This is a genomic window from Pseudomonas sp. GW821-FHT10B02 (assembly GCF_059415665.1).
Genome location: NZ_JBWKNR010000007.1, coordinates 112,872 through 132,141 on the forward strand (window position 1 = coordinate 112,872; position 19,270 = coordinate 132,141).

Genomic DNA, 19,270 nt, shown 5'->3' on the forward strand with positions numbered 1-19,270 from the left:
GGATTCTACGGGCTGGGTGGCCGGGGCTGACAGGTACAATTGCGGAAAAGATTTCGGTATTTCATTCCCTGAGTTACTGCCAGCCCCGTGCTGTGATCTATCGCCGGCAAGGCCGGCTCCCACAACGATTGCTGTTGCACTTACCAATGTGGGAGCCGGCCTTGCCGGCGATGGGGCGCGCAGCGGCCCCGACACATCATTTCTTGTCCTTCCTGAACGCTGCCTCCAGCGCATCATTGATGGTCCGCAGCACCTTGACCCGGGCCCAACGCTTGTCGTTGGCCTCGACCAGCGTCCAGGGCGCGATCTCGGTACTGGTACGGTCGACCATGTCGCCCACCGCTTCGGCGTACAGCCCCCATTTTTCGCGATTACGCCAGTCTTCTTCAGTGATCTTGAAGCGCTTGAAGGGGATCTGCTCGCGCTCCTTGAAGCGCTCGAGCTGGGTTTGCTCATCGATCGACAACCAGAACTTGACCAGCACCACCCCGGCACTGGTCAGCTGTTCTTCGAAGTCGTTGATCTCGCCATAGGCACGCATCCAGTCAGCCTGACTGCAGAAACCCTCGACCCGTTCGACCAGCACCCGGCCGTACCAGGAGCGATCGAACACGGTGAACTTGCCGCGCGCCGGAACATGCCGCCAGAACCGCCACAGGTACGGTTGCGCACGCTCTTCTTCAGTGGGAGCGGCAATCGGTACGATGCGGTACTGACGTGGGTCCAGCGCCGCGGCCACGCGACGGATGGCGCCGCCCTTGCCCGCGGCATCATTGCCTTCGAACACCGCCACCAGGGCATGACGACGCATGCGTTTGTCACGCAGCAAACCGGCCAGGCGTGCTTGTTCGGTGATCAGCTGCTCCTGGTAGTCGTTCTTGTCCAGGCGCAGGGTCATGTCCAGGCTGCCCAACAGGCTGCGCTGATCAATGCTCTGGCCCAACGGTGCAATATTGGCCTGGTGAACCGGCGCATGCTGGACCTTGAGCGCCGCCTGCAGGCCCTCAAGCAAAATGCGTCCCACCGCCAGGCTGCGGTAATGCGGATCCACCCCTTCAATCACATGCCAGGGCGCGTAATCGCGGCTGGTCTGGCGCAGTACCCGTTCGCCGAAGCGCACGAAACGGTCGTAGGTTTGCGACTGCTGCCAGTCCAGCGGGCTGATACGCCAGCTGTGCAGCGGGTCGTCCTTGAGCGCCTTGAGCCGGGCCTTCATCTGTTTCTTGGACAGATGGAACCAGAACTTGAAAATCAGCGCGCCTTCGTCACAGAGCATCTCTTCCAGGCGCTCGGCGCCGCGAATGGCCTGGTCGAGTACCGCATCCTTGAACTGGCCATGCACCCGGCCTTGCAGCATCTGGCTGTACCAGTTGCCGAAAAACACACCAATCCGCCCCTTGGCCGGCAGTGCGCGCCAGTAGCGCCAGGCCGGTGGCCGGGCAAGCTCCTCGTCGGTCTGCTGGTCGAAGGTGCGCACTTCGATCAAGCGCGGGTCCATCCACTCGTTGAGCAGCTTTACCGTCTCGCCCTTGCCGGCGCCTTCAATGCCATTGATCAGCACAATCACCGGGAAACGCGCCTGCTGCTTGAGCTCGAACTGCGCCTCGAGCAAGGCCTCACGTAGCGCTGGAACTTCAGCGTCATAGGTTTCTTTGTCGATGGCGTGACCAATTTCAGCGGATTCGAACATACCAGGCTCCCTACATGGATAAGCAAGACTAGCGGATCCGGGTAGACTTTGTCCGGGTAAGCTAAAATGCCGCTCTAGACATGCCTGAGCCGACCATGACCGAAGTTACCCACTACGCCCAGATCGACTGGGACGACCAGGGCCGCCCCCACTCACGCCAGTTCGATGACATCTATTTCTCCAAGGACCAGAGCCTGGAAGAAACCCGTCATGTGTTCATCGACCAGAATGACCTGCGCCAGCGCTTCAGCGCGATGCTGCCCGAACAGTGCCTGGTGATCGGTGAAACCGGCTTCGGCACCGGGCTGAACTTTTTCTGTGCCTGGCAGCTGTTCAGCGAATGCGCCGATCCTGACGCCCGCCTGCATTTCGTCAGTGTCGAAAAGTACCCGCTCAGCCACGCCGACCTCAGCCGCGCCCTGGCCCTGTGGCCGGAACTGGCGCCGTTCAGCACTCAACTGATGGCGCAATACGTGGCGGTACATGAAGGTTTCCAGAGCTTTGTCTTCGAGCAGGGCCGGGTACGCCTGACCCTGATGATCGGTGATGTCCTCGAACAATTGCCGCAACTCGACGCCGCCATCGACGCCTGGTTCCTCGACGGTTTCGCCCCGGCGAAGAACCCGCAGATGTGGACTCCGGAGCTGTTCACCCAAATCGGTCGCCTGTCTGCCGCCAATGCCACCCTGGGCACCTTCACCAGCACCGGCTGGGTGCGCCGCGGACTGATCGCCGTGGGCTTCGAGATGAAGCGCATTCCCGGCATCGGCAAGAAATGGGAGGTGTTGCGCGGCGTTTTTCGTGGCACGCCTGAAGCGCTTGCAGCAGCGGCTCCGGCCGCGCCCTGGTTCGCCCGTCCCGCCGCCCTGCCCGGCCCGCGCCAGGCTCTGGTGATCGGCGCCGGCCTGGCCGGTTGCGCCACCGCCGCGAGCCTTGCCGCCCGCGGCTGGCAGGTCAGTGTGCTGGAACGTCATGCGACGCCGGCGGCCGAGGCCTCGGGTAACCCGCAAGGGGTGCTCTACCTCAAGCTTTCGGCCCATGGCACAGCCTTGTCACGGCTGATCCTCAGCGGTTTTGGCTATACCCGACGGCTGCTTGAAACCCTGCAACGCGGCCGTGACTGGGACGGGTGCGGCGTCTTGCAGCTGGCCTTCGATGCCAAGGAAGAACAGCGCCAGGCGCTGCTGGCCAATGCCTTCAACCCGCAGCTGCTGACGGCGCTGGACCGCGAACAGGCGCAAGCACTGGCCGGCGTCACACTGGCCAGTGGCGGTTTGTTCTACCCGGAAGCCGGCTGGGTGCATCCGCCAGCGTTATGCCAGGCGCAACTGCAACACCCGAACATTACCTTGCTGACGCATCATCAGGTGCTGCAGCTGCGCAAGGTCGATGGTCTTTGGCAGGCCTGGGAAAGCGAGAAGTTCCTCGCCAGCGCGCCGCTGGTGGTGCTCGCCACCGCTGCCGAGATCCAGCGTTTCGAGCCCTGCGCGAACCTGCCGCTCAAGCGCATACGCGGGCAGATCACCCGCCTGCCCGCGACCGCGCAAAGCCAGTCACTCAATACCGTGGTCTGCGCCGACGGTTACGTCGCGCCGATGCGTGGCGGCGAACACACCCTGGGCGCCAGTTTCGATTTTCACAGTATCGATCTGACCCCTACCGCCGGTGAGCACATCGGCAACCTGCGCCTGCTCGAAGAGATCTCCAGCGACCTCGCCGAGCGCCTCGATACCCACCGCATCGACCCGCACACCCTGGAGGGGCGGGCAGCCTTTCGCTGCACCAGTCCCGATTACCTGCCCATCGTCGGCCCGCTCGCCGATCAACAGGCATTCAATCAGCACTACGCAGTACTGGCCAAGGACGCCCGCCAGGTGCCCGACACGCCCTGCCCCTGGCTTGAAGGCCTGTACATCAATAGCGGCCATGGCTCACGCGGGTTGATCACTGCGCCGTTGTCGGGCGAATTGATCGCCGCCTGGGTCGACAACGCACCGCTGCCGGTTCCGCGCAGTGTCGCTGAAGCCTGTCACCCGAATCGCTTCATGTTGCGCGAGCTGATTCGTGGCAAGGGCAAACAAGGCTAAACGCTTATAACCGATCGATCTAAAACTCTCGCTATCCGCACCGGTCAGTTTCAATGTGCCCGGGTTCGGGCACCTTCCCCAACGGCAAAACCGGTAAGGACTTATGTGCGGATTAGCTGGAGAGTTTCGTTTCACCCCTGTTGCTCACCCACCACGCCCGGCGGACCTCGCTGCGGTTGAGCGGATCACCCACCACCTGGCCCCTCGTGGCCCCGACGCCTGGGGCTTTCATAGCCAGGGCCCGATTGCCCTGGGCCATCGCCGGCTGAAAATCATGGACCTGTCCGACGGTTCGGCGCAGCCGATGGTCGATAATCAGCTGGGCCTGTCGCTGGCCTTTAACGGCGCCATCTACAACTTCCCGGAACTGCGCAGCGAGCTGGAAAACCTGGGCTATGCCTTCTACTCCGGCGGCGACACCGAAGTGCTGCTCAAGGGCTACCACGCCTGGGGCGCCGAACTGTTGCCACGCCTGAACGGCATGTTCGCCCTGGCGATCTGGGAGCGTGATAGCCAACAGCTGTTCCTCGCCCGTGACCGCCTTGGGGTGAAGCCGCTGTACCTGTCGCGCAACGGCGAGCGCCTGCGCTTCGCCTCAAGCCTGCCTGCCTTGCTGCAAGGCGGCGACATCAACCCGATGCTCGACCCGGTAGCGCTCAACCACTACCTGAACTTTCACGCCGTGGTACCCGCGCCGCGCACCCTGCTGGCCAATGTCGAGAAGCTGCCGCCGGCCACCTGGATGCGTATCGATGCCCAGGGCCGCGTCGAACAACAGCTGTGGTGGCAACTGCAGTACGGCCCGCGCACCGACGAACAGCATTTGAGCCTGGAAGACTGGCGCGACCGGGTACTCGACAGCACCCGTGAAGCCGTGGCGATTCGTCAACGTGCAGCGGTGGATGTCGGCGTGCTGTTGTCCGGCGGCGTCGACTCCAGTTTGCTGGTCGGCCTGCTACGTGAAGTGGGCGTCGACGACCTCTCGACCTTCTCCATCGGCTTCGAGGATGCCGGTGGCGAGCGCGGTGATGAATTCCAGTATTCCGATCTGATCGCCCGTCACTATGGCACCCGTCATCATCAACTACGTATTGATGAGCGGGAAATCATCGAGCAACTGCCCGCGGCGTTTCGTGCCATGAGCGAGCCGATGGTCAGCCACGACTGCATCGCCTTCTACCTGCTATCGCGGGAAGTCGCCAAGCACTGCAAGGTGGTGCAAAGCGGCCAGGGCGCAGACGAACTGTTCGCCGGTTATCACTGGTACCCCCAGGTCGAAGGCGCGCAGCAGCCCTATGGCGCTTATCGCGAGGCCTTCTTCGACCGCAGTTTCGAAGACTACGCCGCCACCGTGCAGCAACCATGGCGACTCGATCACGACGCTGCCGGTGATTTTGTCCGCAAGCATTTTGCCCAGCCTGGTGCCAGCGACGCAGTGGACAAAGCCCTGCGCCTGGACAGCACGGTGATGCTGGTCGATGACCCGGTCAAACGGGTCGACAACATGACCATGGCCTGGGGTCTGGAGGCGCGCACGCCGTTTCTCGACTACCGCCTGGTGGAGCTGTCGGCACGCATTCCGGCACGCTTCAAGCTGCCTGACGGCGGCAAGCAGGTACTCAAGGAAGCGGCACGCCTGGTGATTCCCGGCGAAGTCATCGACCGCAAGAAAGGTTACTTCCCGGTGCCCGGTCTCAAGCACCTGCAAGGCGCCACCCTCGACTGGGTACGGGAACTGTTGCTGGACCCGAGCCAGGACCGCGGCCTGTTCGAACCGGCCGCCCTTGACCGCCTGCTCAGTGACCCACACGGCCAGCTGACGCCGCTGCGCGGCTCGAAGCTCTGGCAACTGGCAGCCTTGAACCTGTGGCTCAGCGAACAAGGAATCTGACCGATGAAAGCCCACCCATCACCTTATGGCCAGCGTCTGCTGCGCGGCCAGGTGCCATCCTACGCTCGTTTGCAGGCGCAACTGGCTGGCGATGGCAGCGAGCCCCACGACCAGCCGCGCGCATTGCATTGCGGCTGGGGGCGTCTGCTGATCGGCCACACTTACCCGGATCCGGCAAGCCTGGCCAATGCCTTGCAAGATGAAAACCCCGGCGAGCGCGATATCGCCCTGTATGTCGCGGCCCCTCAGCAGGTGCTGGCCCAGGCTCCGCAACAGCTGTTCCTCGACCCCTCCGACACCTTGCGCCTGTGGTTCACCGACTACCGCCCGGCGCAGCGCGTGTTTCGCGGCTTTCGCATCCGCCGCGCGCAGAGCGACAGCGACTGGCAGGCGATCAACGCTCTGTACCTGGCCCGTGGCATGCTCGCCATCGACCCGGCGTTGCTGACGCCGCGCCACCTCGGTGGCCCGATGTTCTGGCTGGCAGAGGACGAAGACAGTGGCGCGGTCATCGGCAGCGTCATGGGCCTCAATCATCACAAGGCCTTCGCCGACCCTGAACATGGCAGCAGTCTCTGGTGCCTGGCGGTCGATCCGCAGTGCACCCGGCCCGGGGTCGGCGAGGTGCTGGTGCGTCATTTGATCGAACACTTCATGAGCCGCGGCCTGAGCTGCCTCGACCTCTCGGTGCTGCACGACAACCGCCAGGCCAAGCGGCTGTACGCCAAGCTGGGATTTCGCACCCTGCCGACTTTCGCGATCAAGCGCAAAAACGCCATCAACCAGCCGTTGTTCCTCGGCCCGAGCCCCGAGACCGGGCTCAATCCCTATGCCCGGATCATTGTCGAAGAAGCCTATCGGCGTGGCATCGACGTGCAGGTGGATGATGCCGACGCCGGCCTGTTCACCCTCAGCCTCGGCGGCCGGCGGGTACGCTGCCGCGAATCGTTGAGTGACCTTACCAGCGCCGTGAGCATGACCCTGTGCCAGGACAAGAGCCTGACCCACAAGGTGCTGAAGGACGCCGGCCTGCAGTTGCCGGCACAACAACTGGCCGGCAATGCCGATGACAACCTGGCCTTTCTCGAGGACCACGGTGCAATAGTGGTCAAGCCGCTGGACGGTGAACAAGGCCAGGGCGTGGCGGTAAACCTGACCAGCCTGGAAGAAGTCAACCAGGCGATAGAGAACGCCCGGCGCTTCGATAGCCGGGTACTGCTGGAAAGCTTCCACGATGGGCTGGACCTGCGCATCGTGGTCATTGGCTTTGAGGTGGTGGCCGCTGCCATTCGCCATCCGGCGCAGATTGTCGGCGACGGCCGGCATGCCGTTGGTGCACTGATCGAAGCACAAAGCCGCCGACGCCAGGCTGTCACCGCCGGCGAAAGCCGCATTCCACTGGATGATGAAACCCGGCGTACCCTGCACGCGGCGGGCGTCGATTACGACACGGTACTGCCTGCCGGTCAGCGCCTGGCCGTGCGCCGCACTGCCAACCTGCACACCGGCGGCTGCCTGGAAGATGTCACTGAACGCTTGCACCCGGCCCTGACCGAGGCGGCGATCCGCGCTGCCCGCGCCCTGGATATCCCGGTGGTCGGCCTCGACCTGATGGTCTGTGCAGCCGACCAGCCCGAGCATGTGTTCATCGAGGCCAACGAACGTGTCGGGCTGGCCAACCACGAACCACAACCCACTGCCGAGCGTTTCGTCGATCTGCTGTTTCCCCACAGCCGCTCGACGCTTTGAGCACAGGAGGACGCATGTCTGCACCACTCCCGGAACCTGACCTCAACTACTTACAGAAAGTCTTGCTGGAGATGCTCGCCATTCCCAGCCCGACCGGTTTTACCGACACCATCGTGCGCTATGTCGCCGAGCGCCTGGAAGAACTTGGCATCCCCTTCGAACTGACCCGCCGCGGCACCATCCGCGCCACCCTCAAGGGCCGCAAAAGTTCACCCGACCGCGCCGTTTCCGCGCACCTGGACACCATCGGAGCCAGTGTGCGCGCCCTCCAGGACAACGGTCGTCTGGCCCTCGCACCGGTGGGCTGCTGGTCCAGCCGCTTTGCCGAGGGTAGCCGGGTCAGTGTGTTCACCGACAACGGTGTGTTGCGCGGTAGCGTCCTGCCGTTGATGGCCAGCGGGCACGCCTTCAATACCGCCATCGACCAGTTGCCGGTCAGTTGGGAACACATCGAGCTGCGTCTGGATGCCTACTGCGCGACCCGCGCCGACTGCCAGACCCTGGGGGTCGATATCGGTGATTTCGTCGCCTTCGATCCGCTGCCGGAATTTACCGAAAGCGGCCATATCAGCGCCCGTCACCTGGACGACAAGGCCGGGGTCGCGGCGTTGCTGGCCTCGCTCAAGGCCGTGGTCGACAGTGGCGCACAGCCATTGATCGACTGCCATCCGCTGTTCACCATCACCGAAGAAACCGGCTCCGGTGCCGCTGCGGCGCTGCCTTGGGATGTCAGCGAGTTCGTCGGCATCGACATCGCCCCGGTCGCGCCCGGCCAGCACTCCAGCGAGCATGCGGTCAGCGTGGCCATGCAGGACTCGGCCGGTCCATACGACTATCACCTGTCGCGTCACTTGCTGAAACTGGCCCGCGAGCATGAACTGCCCGCGCGCCGTGACCTGTTTCGCTACTACTTCAGCGATGCCCACTCGGCAATCACCGCCGGCCACGACATTCGCACCGCACTGCTGGCCTTTGGTTGCGATGCCACCCATGGCTATGAGCGTACCCATATCGACAGTCTGGCGGCACTCAGTCGTCTGCTGACCGCCTACCTGCTCAGCCCGCCGGTATTTGCCAGCGATTCGCAAGCGACCGGCAGCTCCCTGGAAAGCTTCAGCCATCAGCTGGAGCATGACACGCAGATGGAGAGCGATACCCGGGTACCTGCGGTCGACAGCCTGATCGGCAACAAGCACTAGGCCTACACAGTCAGAACAGGTTTCGCGTAGCATAGGTGCACACTTCGCCAAACCTGTACTGATTGATGCTGATTCCTTACGAGCAACTGGAAGCCGAAACCCTCACCCGCCTGATCGAGGATTTCGTCACCCGCGACGGCACCGACAACGGTGACGACACCCCGCTGGAAACCCGCGTGCTACGCGTGCGCCAGGCCTTGGCGAAAAAGCAGGCGTTCATTCTGTTCGACCTCGAAAGCCAGCAATGCCAACTGCTGGCCAAGCACGACGTTCCGAAAGAACTGTTCGACTGATCAGCCCGCATCCTTGGCCAACTGCTCGACGATGCGCCGATAGATTTCTGCCCGGTGCACTTCGATTTCGCGAGGTGCGCTGATGCCAAAGCGCACCACATTGCCCTCCACCGAGAGCACCTTGACCTTGATGTGCTCATCAATGGCAATGACTTCGCCTACTTCGCGTCCGATTACCAACATGCTCCGATCCTCCACAACGCTGAGAATCCGGAGACTGCACGGGGTGTCAGAGCGCAGCAATGCTCCGCCAGCCAAATAGACCGATCCCACTAAAGCCGACGAATTTGCCTACAGATTTTCGTCGTTTTCACATGCTCAGGCGCTCTGCAAGCGCGGCCCCAAGACAATGATGCTGGCCCCCAGCACACAGAGCAGCGCGCCGATCCAGTCGCTGCCCAGCGGTCGCGCCCGTTCGATCAGTGCCAGCCACAGCAACGAGGTGACGATGTAGATGCCACCATAGGCGGCATAGGCGCGCCCGGCATAGGCAGCCTCGACACGGGTCAGGATCAGCGCGAACAGGGTCAGACTGAGCAGCGCCGGGGCAATCCACCAGCCGCTCTTGCCCAGCCGCAACCACATGTAAAAGGCGTAACAACCGGCGATCTCGAAGACCGCCGCGAGGAAAAACCACAGGTAATTGATCACGCCAGGGAGCCCGTTCTACATGAAAAGGGGCCTAGGATAGCGGATCTGTGGGCAGTGCAAACCAGCTTAAGCCTGCGCCGGTTTCGCCTTGGCCCGCATTTTCTCGGCCATGCTGGCCATCTCGTCGTAGATCAGCTGCGGGTTGCGTTGCTTGAGCTGCCAGGCTTCACGGCCCTGCTCGTGGGGCAGGATCAGGAACTGGCCCTCTGCGACCTGCTGGTAGATATAACCGGCAATATCGGCGGCGCTGATCGGCGAGCTTTCCAGCAGCTTGCCGACCTGGGCTTTCATCGCCGGCGTCGGGCCACGGAACGAGTCCAGCAGGTTGGTCTGGAAGAACGATGGGCACACCACGTGCACCGCCACTTGCTGTTGGCGCAATTCGATCAACAGGCTTTCCGAGAGAGCCAGGACACCCGCCTTGGCGACATTGTAATTGCTCATCGCCGGCCCCTGCATCAAGGCCGCCATCGAAGCGATGTTGATGATCCGCCCCTTGCTGCGTTCAAGCATCGGCAGGAACGCCTTGCAGCCCTTGACCACGCCCATCAGGTTGATCGACAACTGCCACTCCCAGTCTTCCAGCGACAGTTCACCAAAGAAACCGCCAGAGGCCACACCGGCATTGTTGACGATCACATCGATGCCGCCGAACTTCTCTTCGCAGGCCTGGGCCAGGGCGGTCAGCTGGCTGTAGTCGCGCACGTCGCAACGCTGCGCAAAACCCTCGCCGCCAGCCTCGCGCACCAGCGTCAGGGTTTCGCGCAGGCCTGCCTCGTTGACGTCAGCCAGGGCCAGGCGCCAGCCCTCGCGCGCCCAGCGCAGGGCGATCTCGCGGCCCAGACCCGAGCCGGCTCCGGTAATCATGATGCGGTTGTGCATGGTGGCACGCCTTGTTCTGCCAGTGGATATGAACGGCAGAATAGCCGAGCCGGGTACCGTCACGAGCACCGATCAGGGTGCTGAATGGGCAGGCATGCAGCAATGAACAGCTCACCAAAGCGATGAAATTGAATCTTTGCGGCACTGCATTGGTCGCAACTGTAAGCGGCCAGCATTGAGGCCCTTATCCTCGAACCACTGAAGGATTCAACCATGACCACGATCCTCATCATCATTCTGATCCTGCTGCTGGTCGGTGGCTTACCGGTCTTTCCTCACTCGCGCAGCTGGGGCTACGGCCCGTCCGGCATTATCGGCGTGGTACTGGTGGTCCTGCTGGTGTTGCTCCTGCTAGGGATGATATGAATCCGGCGGATCGGTTGCGATCCGCTCGGCCAGCTGCGTTTCCAGGCGTTGCAAGGCTACCCGCAACGCCTGGACATCGCGGCGCAGGTGCGCGGCCTGCAGTGGTCTGGATTCGCAGGTGAGCTCCACTTGCTGACAAGCCCTGATCACGCCTTCGGCACGGGCAATCCTCGCGCCCCCCTTGATCCGGTGCGCCAGCTGCGCAAGTGCCGGTGGATCATTGACCAGTGCTTCCAGGCGCCGCAGGTCTTGCTGGTTGCTGCTGCGCAAATCGGCAAGCAGCGCCTTGAACGCTGCCTGGTCACTGCCGACCAGCCGCAGAAGATGGCGCAGATCCAGGAGCTGCATAGCGTCCTGGGGCGTAGTTTCAGGCTGGTACAGCGCCAGCGCCCGCACCAGCTCATCCAGCCCGAGCGGCTTGAACAGGCAGTCGTCCATGCCGACCGCACGGCAGCGCTGACGTTCGCTCTCCAGCGCATTGGCGGTCAGGCCGATGAGCCGGCACGCCGGCCTGCGGTTGCGTCGCTCATGCAAGCGGATCGCCCGGGCCAGGGCATGGCCGTTCAGGCGCGGCATGTTGCAGTCACTGATCACCACGTCAATGTGCTCCTTGAGCCACAGCCGCAAGGCCTGGGCACCGTCTTCGGCGACCCGTGCCTGGTGCCCCAGATACTCCAGCTGCTGCGCCAGCAACAGGCGATTGGGCGGGTAATCATCGACCACCAGCACCCGCAGGCGCACACCCGCCGTAGCCACTTGTGCGGCTGGCAGCGCCTGTCCCTGGTGTCCGGCGGGCGGGCGCGCGAGGTCAAGCAGGATCTCCACCCGTGTGCCCTGTCCCAGCACGCTGTGCAATGCCATCCGCCCGCCCATCATCTCGCACAGGCTGCGGCTGATGCCCAGGCCCAGCCCGGTGCTGCAGCGCGGCGACTGACGCTGGTTACTGGCCTGGCGAAACGGCTGGCCAAGCCCGGCCAGCTCGGCCTCGGCGATGCCGATGCCGGTGTCCTCGACCTGTAGCTCGACGGCCAATCGCTCGCCCACCGCCTGCGCGTGCAGACTGACGCGAACTTGGCCCTGGGGGGTGAACTTGATGGCATTGCTCAGCAGATTGGCCAGCACCTGCTTGAAGCGCACAGGGTCGAGCATCACCTCGGCATCCACCGCGCCTTCAGCCTCTAGACGCAGCGCCAGGCCTTTGCTGCGCGCCTGCTGCTCGAACAGCTGCACCACCCGCGCCACTTGCTCGCGCAAACGCACCCGCTGCGGTGCCAGCTGCAACTGCCCGGCCTCGATGCGAGTGATGTCGAGCACATCGCCGATCAACTCCAGCAGGCCGCCCGCCGCATCGGCCGCCACCTCGATCGCCAGGCGATCGAGCACGCCCTGCTCGGCCTTGCGCTGAGCCAGTTCAAGCATGCCCAGCACGGCATGCAAGGGGGTGCGGATCTCGTGGCTCATGGTGGTGAGAAACTGCGTCTTGGCCTGGTTGGCCGCATCGGCCTCAGCCTTGGTGCGCCGCAACTCGACCTGCAGACGGCGCAGGTAGCGGATCCACAGTGAGGCCAGAAGCAGCAGAGCCAGCACCACAGCGAACCCCAGCAGGATCCGCTGGCGGTAGCGCTGCCAGTCGCCATCGGCAACGATCAGCGGATTGCGCCAGCGCCGCATCAGCACATCGGTCTCACGCGGCGTGAGGCTGAGCAGGGCCTTGTTGAGGATCGACTGCAGCTCGGTCGCTCCACGGTTGCTGGCCAGGGCAAAGTGCGCCGGTGGCAGGGCCAGGCTGGCACTGACCTGCAAACGCCCAGGGTACCAGCGGGCGATCAGCGGGCGGGCGGCGTCGAGGCTCAACACGGTGGCTGCCGCCTCACCGCGGGCCACCGCCTTGAGGGCGGCCACCGGGCCAGCCACGGGCAATTGCCGGATCTGTGGATAGCGCTGGCGCACAAGCTCGGCCAGGGCACTGCCGTTGACCAGCGCCAGCGTGCGGCCCTGCAACTGCTCCAGGCTGGTCGGCGCCTGAGCTTCATCGCGGCTGACCAGCACTCTCGAGGCGCTGAGGTAAGCACGGCTGAACACCAACTGCTGCTCACGCAGCGGGCTGTGAGGCAGGCCGGCGATCACCTGCGCCTTGCCCTGATGCAGTTGCGCGATCATCCGCTCGACACTGCCACCGGCCCGCACCTCGAACTGCAGGCCGGTGCGCCGGGCGATCAATTGCAGGATATCCAGGCTCAACCCGCGCAACTGACCCTTGCCATCGCGAAAGCTCAGCGGCAGCAACTGTTCGTCGACCAGCACTGTTACCGTCGGATTGTTGCGCAGCCAGCGTTGCTCGGCGGCACTGAACTGCATCGGCTCGGGCTTGTGCCCGGTGCCGGCCAGCGGGCTCCAGCGCTCGCCGATCCGCGCCTTTTGGCGCTCGCTGAGGCTGGCCAGCGCCGCGTTCACCAGGCGTGGCAGCGGCCCGCCGTCCTCGAGCATGGCAAAGCCTATGCCTTGGCTTGGCAAGGCGGCATCGATCTCCTCGACAGCCGCCAACTGGCTGCGGCCCAGCACGTAGCGACTGCCCAGGGCATTGCCGAGAAAGACATCGGCGTGGCCAAGCGACACGGCAGCCAGGGCGCTGAAGCGCGACGGATGCAGTTGCAGGCGGGCCAGCGGGAACTGCTCGCGCAGCTGCTCAGGGGAACGGTAGCCTTCGACCATCGCCAGCCTGAATTCGTCCCCGCGCCCGATACGCGTGCCCCCTTCCTCCTGGGTAATCAACAACGGACGATCTTCGGCGTAGGCTCGCGACAGGTGCAAACCCGCTTCCAGCGCCTGTTGTGCCGACACCGAGCCGAGCAAGTCGATCGCCCCCTTGCGCAAGGCCGCTACCGCCTCGGCGAAAGAGGCGTAGGCATGCACCTCGACCTGCAGGTGCAATTGATCTGCGATCAGCCCGGCATAGTCGGCCGTCAGGCCCTCGAACACCTGGCCGGTGCCGAGGATGTCGAACGGCGGGTTGTCCCGCTCGATCACCCCCAGGCGCAGTTGCCGCCGCTCCCACAACCAGCGCAGTTCGGCGCCGTCCGGCTCCGGCCGCGGGCTGTCGAGCGTAGCCCGTGAGTGCAGGGTCGGCGCAGCCTGGCCTGGCGCCGGCACCAGGCCGCACAACAGTGCCAGCAGCAGGACACGCGTCAACACGAGCCGACGCGGCTTATATGAGCAGGTTGCGGCGAGCGAGGTCAGCCAGGTCGATCAACGAACTTACCCTGAGTTTTTCCAGCAGGCGGCTCTTGTAGGTGCTGATGGTCTTGTTGCTCAGCAACATGATTTCGCCGATGGCTTTATTGCTCAGGCCGCGTGCCAGGTGCTGCAGGACCATCAGCTCGCGGTCGCTGAGACGGGCGATGCAATGCGCCTCGCTGGCGCGCAGGTCCTGGTGATGCACCGAACTCAGGGCCACCTCGGGAAAGTAGGTGTAGCCGGACATCACCGCATGCACCGCCTTGCACAGCTCGCCGAGGTCGTCGGTTTTCGACACGTAGCCCACGGCACCGGCCTGCATGCAGCGCAGCGAATAGGCTTCGGCCAGTTGTGAAGTCAGCACCAGGGCCTTGGCCGGACGCGGCATGGCCCTGATCCTGGCGATCACCTCAAGGCCGTCCAGCCCGGGCATGGCGATGTCGAGGATGATCAGGTCCGGCGCCAGCTCCCGCGCCAGACGCAACGCATCGATGCCGTTGGCGGCCTGGCCGACCACCTCCAGCTGCTCCTGGCGCAGCAGCATGCAGACCGTGGAACGGATGAAGGGGTGGTCGTCGACCACCAGGGTTCTATACATGGCTGGCCTCGTCTGGACTAGAGCTCGGCATCGAACACCACCGTGACCTGGCCGGTGTAGGTGCTGCCGGCGTGGGCGAGCATGCTGGGGACGTCCGCGCGGCCGACGGCGAAATGCAGTTGGCCGGGGCGGTTGAGGGTCGGCATCAGCGACTCGAACTGCAGCGCCGCCGCGCGCCCGGTGGGCAGCGGCAGATGCTCGACCGGGCGGCCCTGATACTGAATACCACCCGGCAGGCTCAAGGCCACCTCGACCGGGACCTGATGCGCGTTGTCATTGACGATGCCGCAGCGCACATCCGCCGTGTGCTGGCATAGCTTGTAAACCTTGAACGGGCCGGTCGACCACAGCCGGAACGGCAGGTCGCGATACAGCCGTGTTGGTGCCTTGCCGCCCGCCAGCCAGGCACTCCAGCCGCCTTTAGGCTCAAGTACGGCACGGTCCGAGCCGGGGGGAAATTCGAAGAGGAAGGCATGGCGCACATCCAGCACGAAATTGACCGTTAGAGTATCGCCGCTGAGCTGGCTGACATCGTTGCCAAAGTCGAAATCGCCGCCTGGGCCAATGGTATAGGTGAGGCTACCGCGGTAAGTGCCGGCGCGCAGGCGATACGGAGGCGGTACGTCCAGGTTGTAGGCAACACTTGTATCCTGAACGATGGCATCGGTTACTAAACCATTGGCTGCAAATCTGTTGTAACTCCAACAGCCTTGTGGCGCTTGCGGATTGGTTACCCTCCACAAATAGGTAACCTTCGAGAGCGTGTTATCTGAGACGTAGCCAATACCACTGCATCCCCCGTTCAGCGACCTGTTGTAGAGAGGATGGGAAAAGGCGAGCGAGCCCTTGGTGATCACCACAGACTGACTCAGCGCCATCCACTCGAAGGTCATCCGCCGCGCCTCCCCCGTCTCGTCATGGTAGACATCCACATCCCGGCGGCTGGGCAATTTAATGAAATAGTGATCCCTCGGGTCGGCTGCGCCTTTGGTGGTTTTCTTGACGTAGGTAATGGGCAATTCTACGGTCGTCATGGTTCTGCACGTGGCTACCCAGTACTTGCAAAGACCGCCTGGCGGTGTGGTGTTATCGAACCGTCCCGAGCCGCCGCCCAGGTACTCGGCGGAAATCGTTACATCGAGTGCCTGCACAGCGCCTGTGGCAAGGGCCAGCGACAGCCCCAAAGCCAAGCGGACGCTACGTCGCACCATGCGTATCCCATCAAGCGCGCTCATCCTTCCACCACCATATCCTTGCGCTCGCCGCCTTCATGCAGCTCGAACTGATGCACCTTGCCCACCTGCCCCTCGAACTGCCGAGTACGCCCTGGCAACAGATGGTGCTTGGTCGCTGGCTCACAGCCCTGGGCCGGCGCCTGACACTGACGGAAATGGTCGAGCACCACGGTGCTATTGCCTTCGTTGACCACCGTCAGCTGGCCACCCTGGCGGCGCACCGGAGTCTGGAAGCGGCTCTCGGCGGGCCGCACGAACAACAAGGTGCCATAGCCCGCGAGCAAGTTGACCCCGGCCTTGAGGCTGTCGCGGTACTGCTCGGCTTCCTGCTCGTTGACGGCAAAGCCATCGCCGGTTTCCGGCAGCACCGGCATAAAGCGCACGCGAAAGTAGCGCTCGCTGTCACGCGGGCCGCGATACAGCAGGCGCACCGCCTGCATGCCCTGGGCCGGGACGATCAGGCGCGCCGGGCTGGCAATCAGGCCACGCTGCTCCAGAGGCAGGCCGTCGGTATCGACTTCGCGGGCCACGCCGTTGGCGTCGTAGACCAGCTCGGCGACGCTGACCTTGACAAAGGCCGTACTGTTACCGCCGTTGCGCACCCGTTTGAGCAGGGTGCTTTTGCCGCCGTCCAGGTAGTCATGCAACGCGCCGACATTGAGTTCCGGCGCCGCATGCAGGGCCAGTGGAGCGGTCAGTAACGCCAGGGCAATCAGGCGAAGGATGTTCATCTTGTCAGTCTCCTTACAGACACAACGAGAGTAGTGACACGGCGCGGTCTGTGGCTATGCCTGCAGTCGCGGGACTTTTCCTAAAACAGAAGAGGATTTTTCCTAAGTTTTTTTTGCCGCTGCCGGGCTCAGCCTCGACCTTTGGCCAGGTCCCCCTCTGCCCTTGCCAGGCTGTTTGCATTGCAAATCTGGTCCCCGGCCAGCAGCACGTCGTCCTCGCGTTCGAGCCGCTGCGGGTCCAGCGCCAGCAGGCAGACCGGCGCACCTTGCTGGCGGATCTCCAGGGTCGGCGTCGACTCGCTCATCTCCACCGCGAAAAAGCCATCGGCTTCGCTGACCGTGCGGCTGGCGTGGTTGATCACCTGGGCACCGCGCATGGGCCGGCCCTGGCTGTCAAACAGGCGGCCGATCACGGTCACCGTGCGCAACACGCGCAGCTGGCGGTACTCGATGCCGCCGCGGTTGAGGTGGTAATCCACGCTGGACGGCTGGATCACCGCCGCAGTGGCCTCGCTGCCGTCGAAATCGAACTGCACGTGACCGGCCTTGTAGGCGCCAACGGGGATGACATTGCGCCCTGGGTGCAAGGTCGCAGAGCTGCCACCGGTGCTGTCGGCACGTAGCTTGAGGTCGTCCAGGTCGGTCTCGACGTCGACGATCAGCCCGGCCTGGTGCGGCAGGTACTGACCACTCACCGCTGCCTTGCCAGCCCCCACCGCAAGCAGGCTTTCAAGGTTCACCCCGCCGTTGAACGCGCCGTTGTAGGACGAGCGCTGCACATAGGCATCGCCATGCAGCACCTGGCTTTCGAACTGGGTGTCGCCGCCCAGGCCGACGCCATAGCGGTCGGCACTGGCGCTCATGCCGACGTTGCGCAGCGGCCCGAGGTCGACATCCTGCTGGTAGGCCAGCGAGGCGTTGAGGTCGCGCCCGCCGTCACGCGAGGTGCGGCTGCCGAGACTGGCCGAGAGCCGGCGCCCGCTGCCGCCGCCGAGGCTCATGCTCATACTCAGGTTGACCCCACGACTGCGCGCGTCGCCGGTGCCAGCGGTGCCCGGGCGGTCGAACAGCGACAGGCGCCAGTTAGCGTCCGAGCCGAGCAGGCGGCCGTAGTACGACCAACCCAGGTCGATGCCCGTGCCCTCGCTGGCGCCGCTGCTGTGCGACAGGCGCAAGGACGCGCTGTTGCGCGGGTCGAGACGGTGATTGAGCGACAGCGATGACTGGCTCAGGCGCTGTTGGAACGACGTATCCTGAGCCGTGCGCGGGGGGGCCAGCCAGGAACGGCTGTGGCTGGCTACCAGCGAGCCGTTGTCGTAACTGTGGATGGCCTGCAGGTCGTAGCCGTTGCCATGGCCCTGAGCCTGGAACAGGTTGGCGTAGAGCTTGAAGCGGTCACGCACGTCCCAGTCCAGCGAGGTGCCGTACTGCATGGCTTCATCAATGCGCTGGGCAGACAGGCCGAGAATCGCCCGGGGGTGCACCAGGTAATTGGCCAGCGCGCCGGCGCTGAGGCTGTCGTCATGGTCGCGGTCCCAGTTGCTCAGCAGGCTGCTCTGGCGGCCAAAGAACAGGTTGTAGCGCCACGGTGCATCGGTACTGCGCCAGTTGCTGGGCTTGTAGATGAAGGCCTGGCTGCGCGAAGTCACCTGGCTGTCCTCGACCAGGCGGATCTCGACTTCATAGATGCCGCCGGGCAGCACCGTGGTATCCAGGGTCTGCAGACCCGGCTGCACCGCCTGGCTGTTGATCAGCACGCCATTGCGGTAGATCTCGGCCACGGCCGGGCGATCGGGGGTGACGTAGATCGGCGTGGCGCTGGGCGCGCCGCTGTCGACCATCAGGCTGTCGCTGCTGCCGAACATCACGCCCAGGGTGGTGTCGGCGCTCGCTCCCATCAATCGCGGCTGACGGGTCAGTCCCTGGGCGCTGGGAGTGAAGTAGCCGAGACGGTAGAAATGTTCTTCGACCAGGCGCTCGGTGTACAGCTGGTCAAGGTGGTAACGGGTGTCTTGCTGGCTGTCGCTGCCACGGTCGAGCTGGCCGTCGGCCAGGGTCGTCCAGTTGCCCAGGCTGCCTTGGCCTTGCAGGGCGTAGCGGCCACTGGTGCCGCGTTCGTCGCTGACCAGGTTGAGCTGGTTGCGCAGCAGCAGGCCGTAGCTGCCCTGCTCGGGCAGGCGATGAAAGCGCTCACCCAGGCCACCGGCCTCGGCGCTGTCGGTCAACAGCGACAGCTGTGAATTGACCAGACTGTAGTGCACGGCGCGCAGGCCGTCCGGGCAATCCTGCAGGCAATCGCCCAGTGGCCGCCCGGCGAGCAGGCGTTCGCGCCAGCGGCGGCGCAGGCTTTCAGGCTCGAGGCTTTCCTGGGTCTCGGTGAATTCGAGCAACTGCACGCGCTGATCGCGGCTCAGCACGACCATGGCATCGCCCAGGTAGCGACCGTCCAGGTCGACCCGCACGGCCAGCGGCACGTCGAAAAAATGTGCTTCGAAATCCCGCGGCAGCCCCTCGATCCGTCCCAGGGTGCCTGGCACGGGGTTGGCCAGCACGGGCAGCGCGGCCAGGCAGGCAGCCGCCGACAGCCAACGGCGCAACGAAGCGGTGATGGTGTAATTGTTCAACATGAGCGTCGCTTGCATGGGATACCCACCCTCCCCCGAC

Annotated in this window: 15 protein-coding genes; 6 read left to right on the forward strand and 9 right to left on the reverse strand. The window is 64.2% G+C overall.

Translation table 11 applies throughout. The annotated features are described in order from the left end of the window. Window positions 1-196: 196 nt before the first annotated feature. Window positions 197-1,690: a polyphosphate:AMP phosphotransferase gene (gene pap / locus AC07OF_RS12710; protein ID WP_157191634.1), complete on the reverse strand. Its 1,494-nt coding sequence runs from the start codon at window positions 1,688-1,690 to the stop codon at window positions 197-199. Window positions 1,691-1,785: 95 nt separating this feature from the next. On the opposite strand from pap, the gene mnmC reads away from it, so the two are divergent. From mnmC to AC07OF_RS12735, 5 genes are all read left to right on the forward strand, one after another. Next, window positions 1,786-3,777: a bifunctional tRNA (5-methylaminomethyl-2-thiouridine)(34)-methyltransferase MnmC2/FAD-dependent 5-carboxymethylaminomethyl-2-thiouridine(34) oxidoreductase MnmC1 gene (gene mnmC, locus AC07OF_RS12715; protein ID WP_157191633.1), complete on the forward strand. Its 1,992-nt coding sequence runs from the start codon at window positions 1,786-1,788 to the stop codon at window positions 3,775-3,777. A gap of 103 nt (window positions 3,778-3,880) precedes the next feature. After that, entirely contained in the window at window positions 3,881-5,668 is a 1,788-nt protein-coding gene (locus AC07OF_RS12720) for an N-acetylglutaminylglutamine amidotransferase (protein WP_157191631.1), read from the forward strand. Between the two features lie 3 nt (window positions 5,669-5,671). Beyond that, entirely contained in the window at window positions 5,672-7,417 is a 1,746-nt protein-coding gene (gene ngg / locus AC07OF_RS12725) for an N-acetylglutaminylglutamine synthetase (RefSeq protein WP_157191629.1), read from the forward strand. Between the two features lie 14 nt (window positions 7,418-7,431). After that, on the forward strand, window positions 7,432-8,616 hold the full coding sequence (locus AC07OF_RS12730) for an osmoprotectant NAGGN system M42 family peptidase (protein WP_157191627.1): 1,185 nt from the start codon (window positions 7,432-7,434) through the stop codon (window positions 8,614-8,616). 65 nt (window positions 8,617-8,681) lie between these two features. Then, window positions 8,682-8,909: a YheU family protein gene (locus AC07OF_RS12735; protein WP_028943652.1), complete on the forward strand. Its 228-nt coding sequence runs from the start codon at window positions 8,682-8,684 to the stop codon at window positions 8,907-8,909. On the opposite strand, the gene csrA is transcribed toward AC07OF_RS12735, so the two are convergent. The 3 genes from csrA to AC07OF_RS12750 all read right to left on the reverse strand — a co-directional run bounded on the left by csrA (window position 8,910) and on the right by AC07OF_RS12750 (window position 10,442). Further along, window positions 8,910-9,092 (reverse strand): carbon storage regulator CsrA, encoded by a 183-nt coding sequence (gene csrA / locus AC07OF_RS12740; protein ID WP_038608271.1) that lies wholly within the window; start codon window positions 9,090-9,092, stop codon window positions 8,910-8,912. A 135-nt stretch (window positions 9,093-9,227) separates the two neighbouring features. Further along, window positions 9,228-9,560 carry a YnfA family protein gene (locus AC07OF_RS12745; protein ID WP_107025988.1) on the reverse strand — a complete coding sequence of 111 codons (333 nt, stop codon included), beginning with the start codon at window positions 9,558-9,560 and terminating at the stop codon, window positions 9,228-9,230. A gap of 66 nt (window positions 9,561-9,626) precedes the next feature. After that, window positions 9,627-10,442, reverse strand: coding sequence for an SDR family oxidoreductase (locus AC07OF_RS12750; RefSeq protein WP_157191626.1), 816 nt, complete (start codon window positions 10,440-10,442; stop codon window positions 9,627-9,629). 213 nt (window positions 10,443-10,655) lie between these two features. Between AC07OF_RS12750 and AC07OF_RS12755 the strand changes: the two genes are divergently transcribed. Next, entirely contained in the window at window positions 10,656-10,808 is a 153-nt protein-coding gene (locus tag AC07OF_RS12755) for a DUF3309 family protein (RefSeq protein ID WP_038608265.1), read from the forward strand. On the opposite strand, the gene AC07OF_RS12760 is transcribed toward AC07OF_RS12755, so the two are convergent. The 5 genes from AC07OF_RS12760 to AC07OF_RS12780 all read right to left on the reverse strand — a co-directional run bounded on the left by AC07OF_RS12760 (window position 10,794) and on the right by AC07OF_RS12780 (window position 19,248). Then, window positions 10,794-14,000, reverse strand: coding sequence for a transporter substrate-binding domain-containing protein (locus AC07OF_RS12760; RefSeq protein ID WP_495072945.1), 3,207 nt, complete (start codon window positions 13,998-14,000; stop codon window positions 10,794-10,796). The two genes, AC07OF_RS12755 and AC07OF_RS12760, sit on opposite strands and share 15 nt — an antisense overlap. Before the next feature lie 13 nt (window positions 14,001-14,013). After that, the gene (locus AC07OF_RS12765) at window positions 14,014-14,640 is read right to left on the reverse strand and encodes a response regulator transcription factor (RefSeq protein WP_157191622.1); all 627 of its coding nucleotides are present in this window, start codon (window positions 14,638-14,640) and stop codon (window positions 14,014-14,016) included. Between the two features lie 17 nt (window positions 14,641-14,657). Next, on the reverse strand, window positions 14,658-15,875 hold the full coding sequence (locus AC07OF_RS12770; protein ID WP_198325404.1) for a hypothetical protein: 1,218 nt from the start codon (window positions 15,873-15,875) through the stop codon (window positions 14,658-14,660). Next, the gene (locus AC07OF_RS12775; protein ID WP_157191621.1) at window positions 15,872-16,606 is read right to left on the reverse strand and encodes a fimbrial biogenesis chaperone; all 735 of its coding nucleotides are present in this window, start codon (window positions 16,604-16,606) and stop codon (window positions 15,872-15,874) included. The genes AC07OF_RS12770 and AC07OF_RS12775 overlap by 4 nt, the downstream gene beginning before the upstream one ends. Before the next feature lie 128 nt (window positions 16,607-16,734). Then, window positions 16,735-19,248 (reverse strand): CS1-pili formation C-terminal domain-containing protein, encoded by a 2,514-nt coding sequence (locus AC07OF_RS12780; RefSeq protein WP_495072946.1) that lies wholly within the window; start codon window positions 19,246-19,248, stop codon window positions 16,735-16,737. Between the last annotated feature and the right edge of the window lie 22 nt (window positions 19,249-19,270).

What these genes read in the sequence shown, in the direction of transcription:
- pap (WP_157191634.1), bottom strand. Translation starts at nt 1,690, where the DNA reads ATGTTCGAATCCGCTGAAATTGGTCACGCCATCGACAAAGAAACCTAT.
- mnmC (WP_157191633.1), top strand. Translation starts at nt 1,786, where the DNA reads ATGACCGAAGTTACCCACTACGCCCAGATCGACTGGGACGACCAGGGC.
- AC07OF_RS12720 (WP_157191631.1), top strand. Translation starts at nt 3,881, where the DNA reads ATGTGCGGATTAGCTGGAGAGTTTCGTTTCACCCCTGTTGCTCACCCA.
- ngg (WP_157191629.1), top strand. Translation starts at nt 5,672, where the DNA reads ATGAAAGCCCACCCATCACCTTATGGCCAGCGTCTGCTGCGCGGCCAG.
- AC07OF_RS12730 (WP_157191627.1), top strand. Translation starts at nt 7,432, where the DNA reads ATGTCTGCACCACTCCCGGAACCTGACCTCAACTACTTACAGAAAGTC.
- AC07OF_RS12735 (WP_028943652.1), top strand. Translation starts at nt 8,682, where the DNA reads ATGCTGATTCCTTACGAGCAACTGGAAGCCGAAACCCTCACCCGCCTG.
- csrA (WP_038608271.1), bottom strand. Translation starts at nt 9,092, where the DNA reads ATGTTGGTAATCGGACGCGAAGTAGGCGAAGTCATTGCCATTGATGAG.
- AC07OF_RS12750 (WP_157191626.1), bottom strand. Translation starts at nt 10,442, where the DNA reads ATGCACAACCGCATCATGATTACCGGAGCCGGCTCGGGTCTGGGCCGC.
- AC07OF_RS12755 (WP_038608265.1), top strand. Translation starts at nt 10,656, where the DNA reads ATGACCACGATCCTCATCATCATTCTGATCCTGCTGCTGGTCGGTGGC.
- AC07OF_RS12765 (WP_157191622.1), bottom strand. Translation starts at nt 14,640, where the DNA reads ATGTATAGAACCCTGGTGGTCGACGACCACCCCTTCATCCGTTCCACG.
- AC07OF_RS12770 (WP_198325404.1), bottom strand. Translation starts at nt 15,875, where the DNA reads ATGAGCGCGCTTGATGGGATACGCATGGTGCGACGTAGCGTCCGCTTG.
- AC07OF_RS12775 (WP_157191621.1), bottom strand. Translation starts at nt 16,606, where the DNA reads ATGAACATCCTTCGCCTGATTGCCCTGGCGTTACTGACCGCTCCACTG.
- AC07OF_RS12780 (WP_495072946.1), bottom strand. Translation starts at nt 19,248, where the DNA reads ATGCAAGCGACGCTCATGTTGAACAATTACACCATCACCGCTTCGTTG.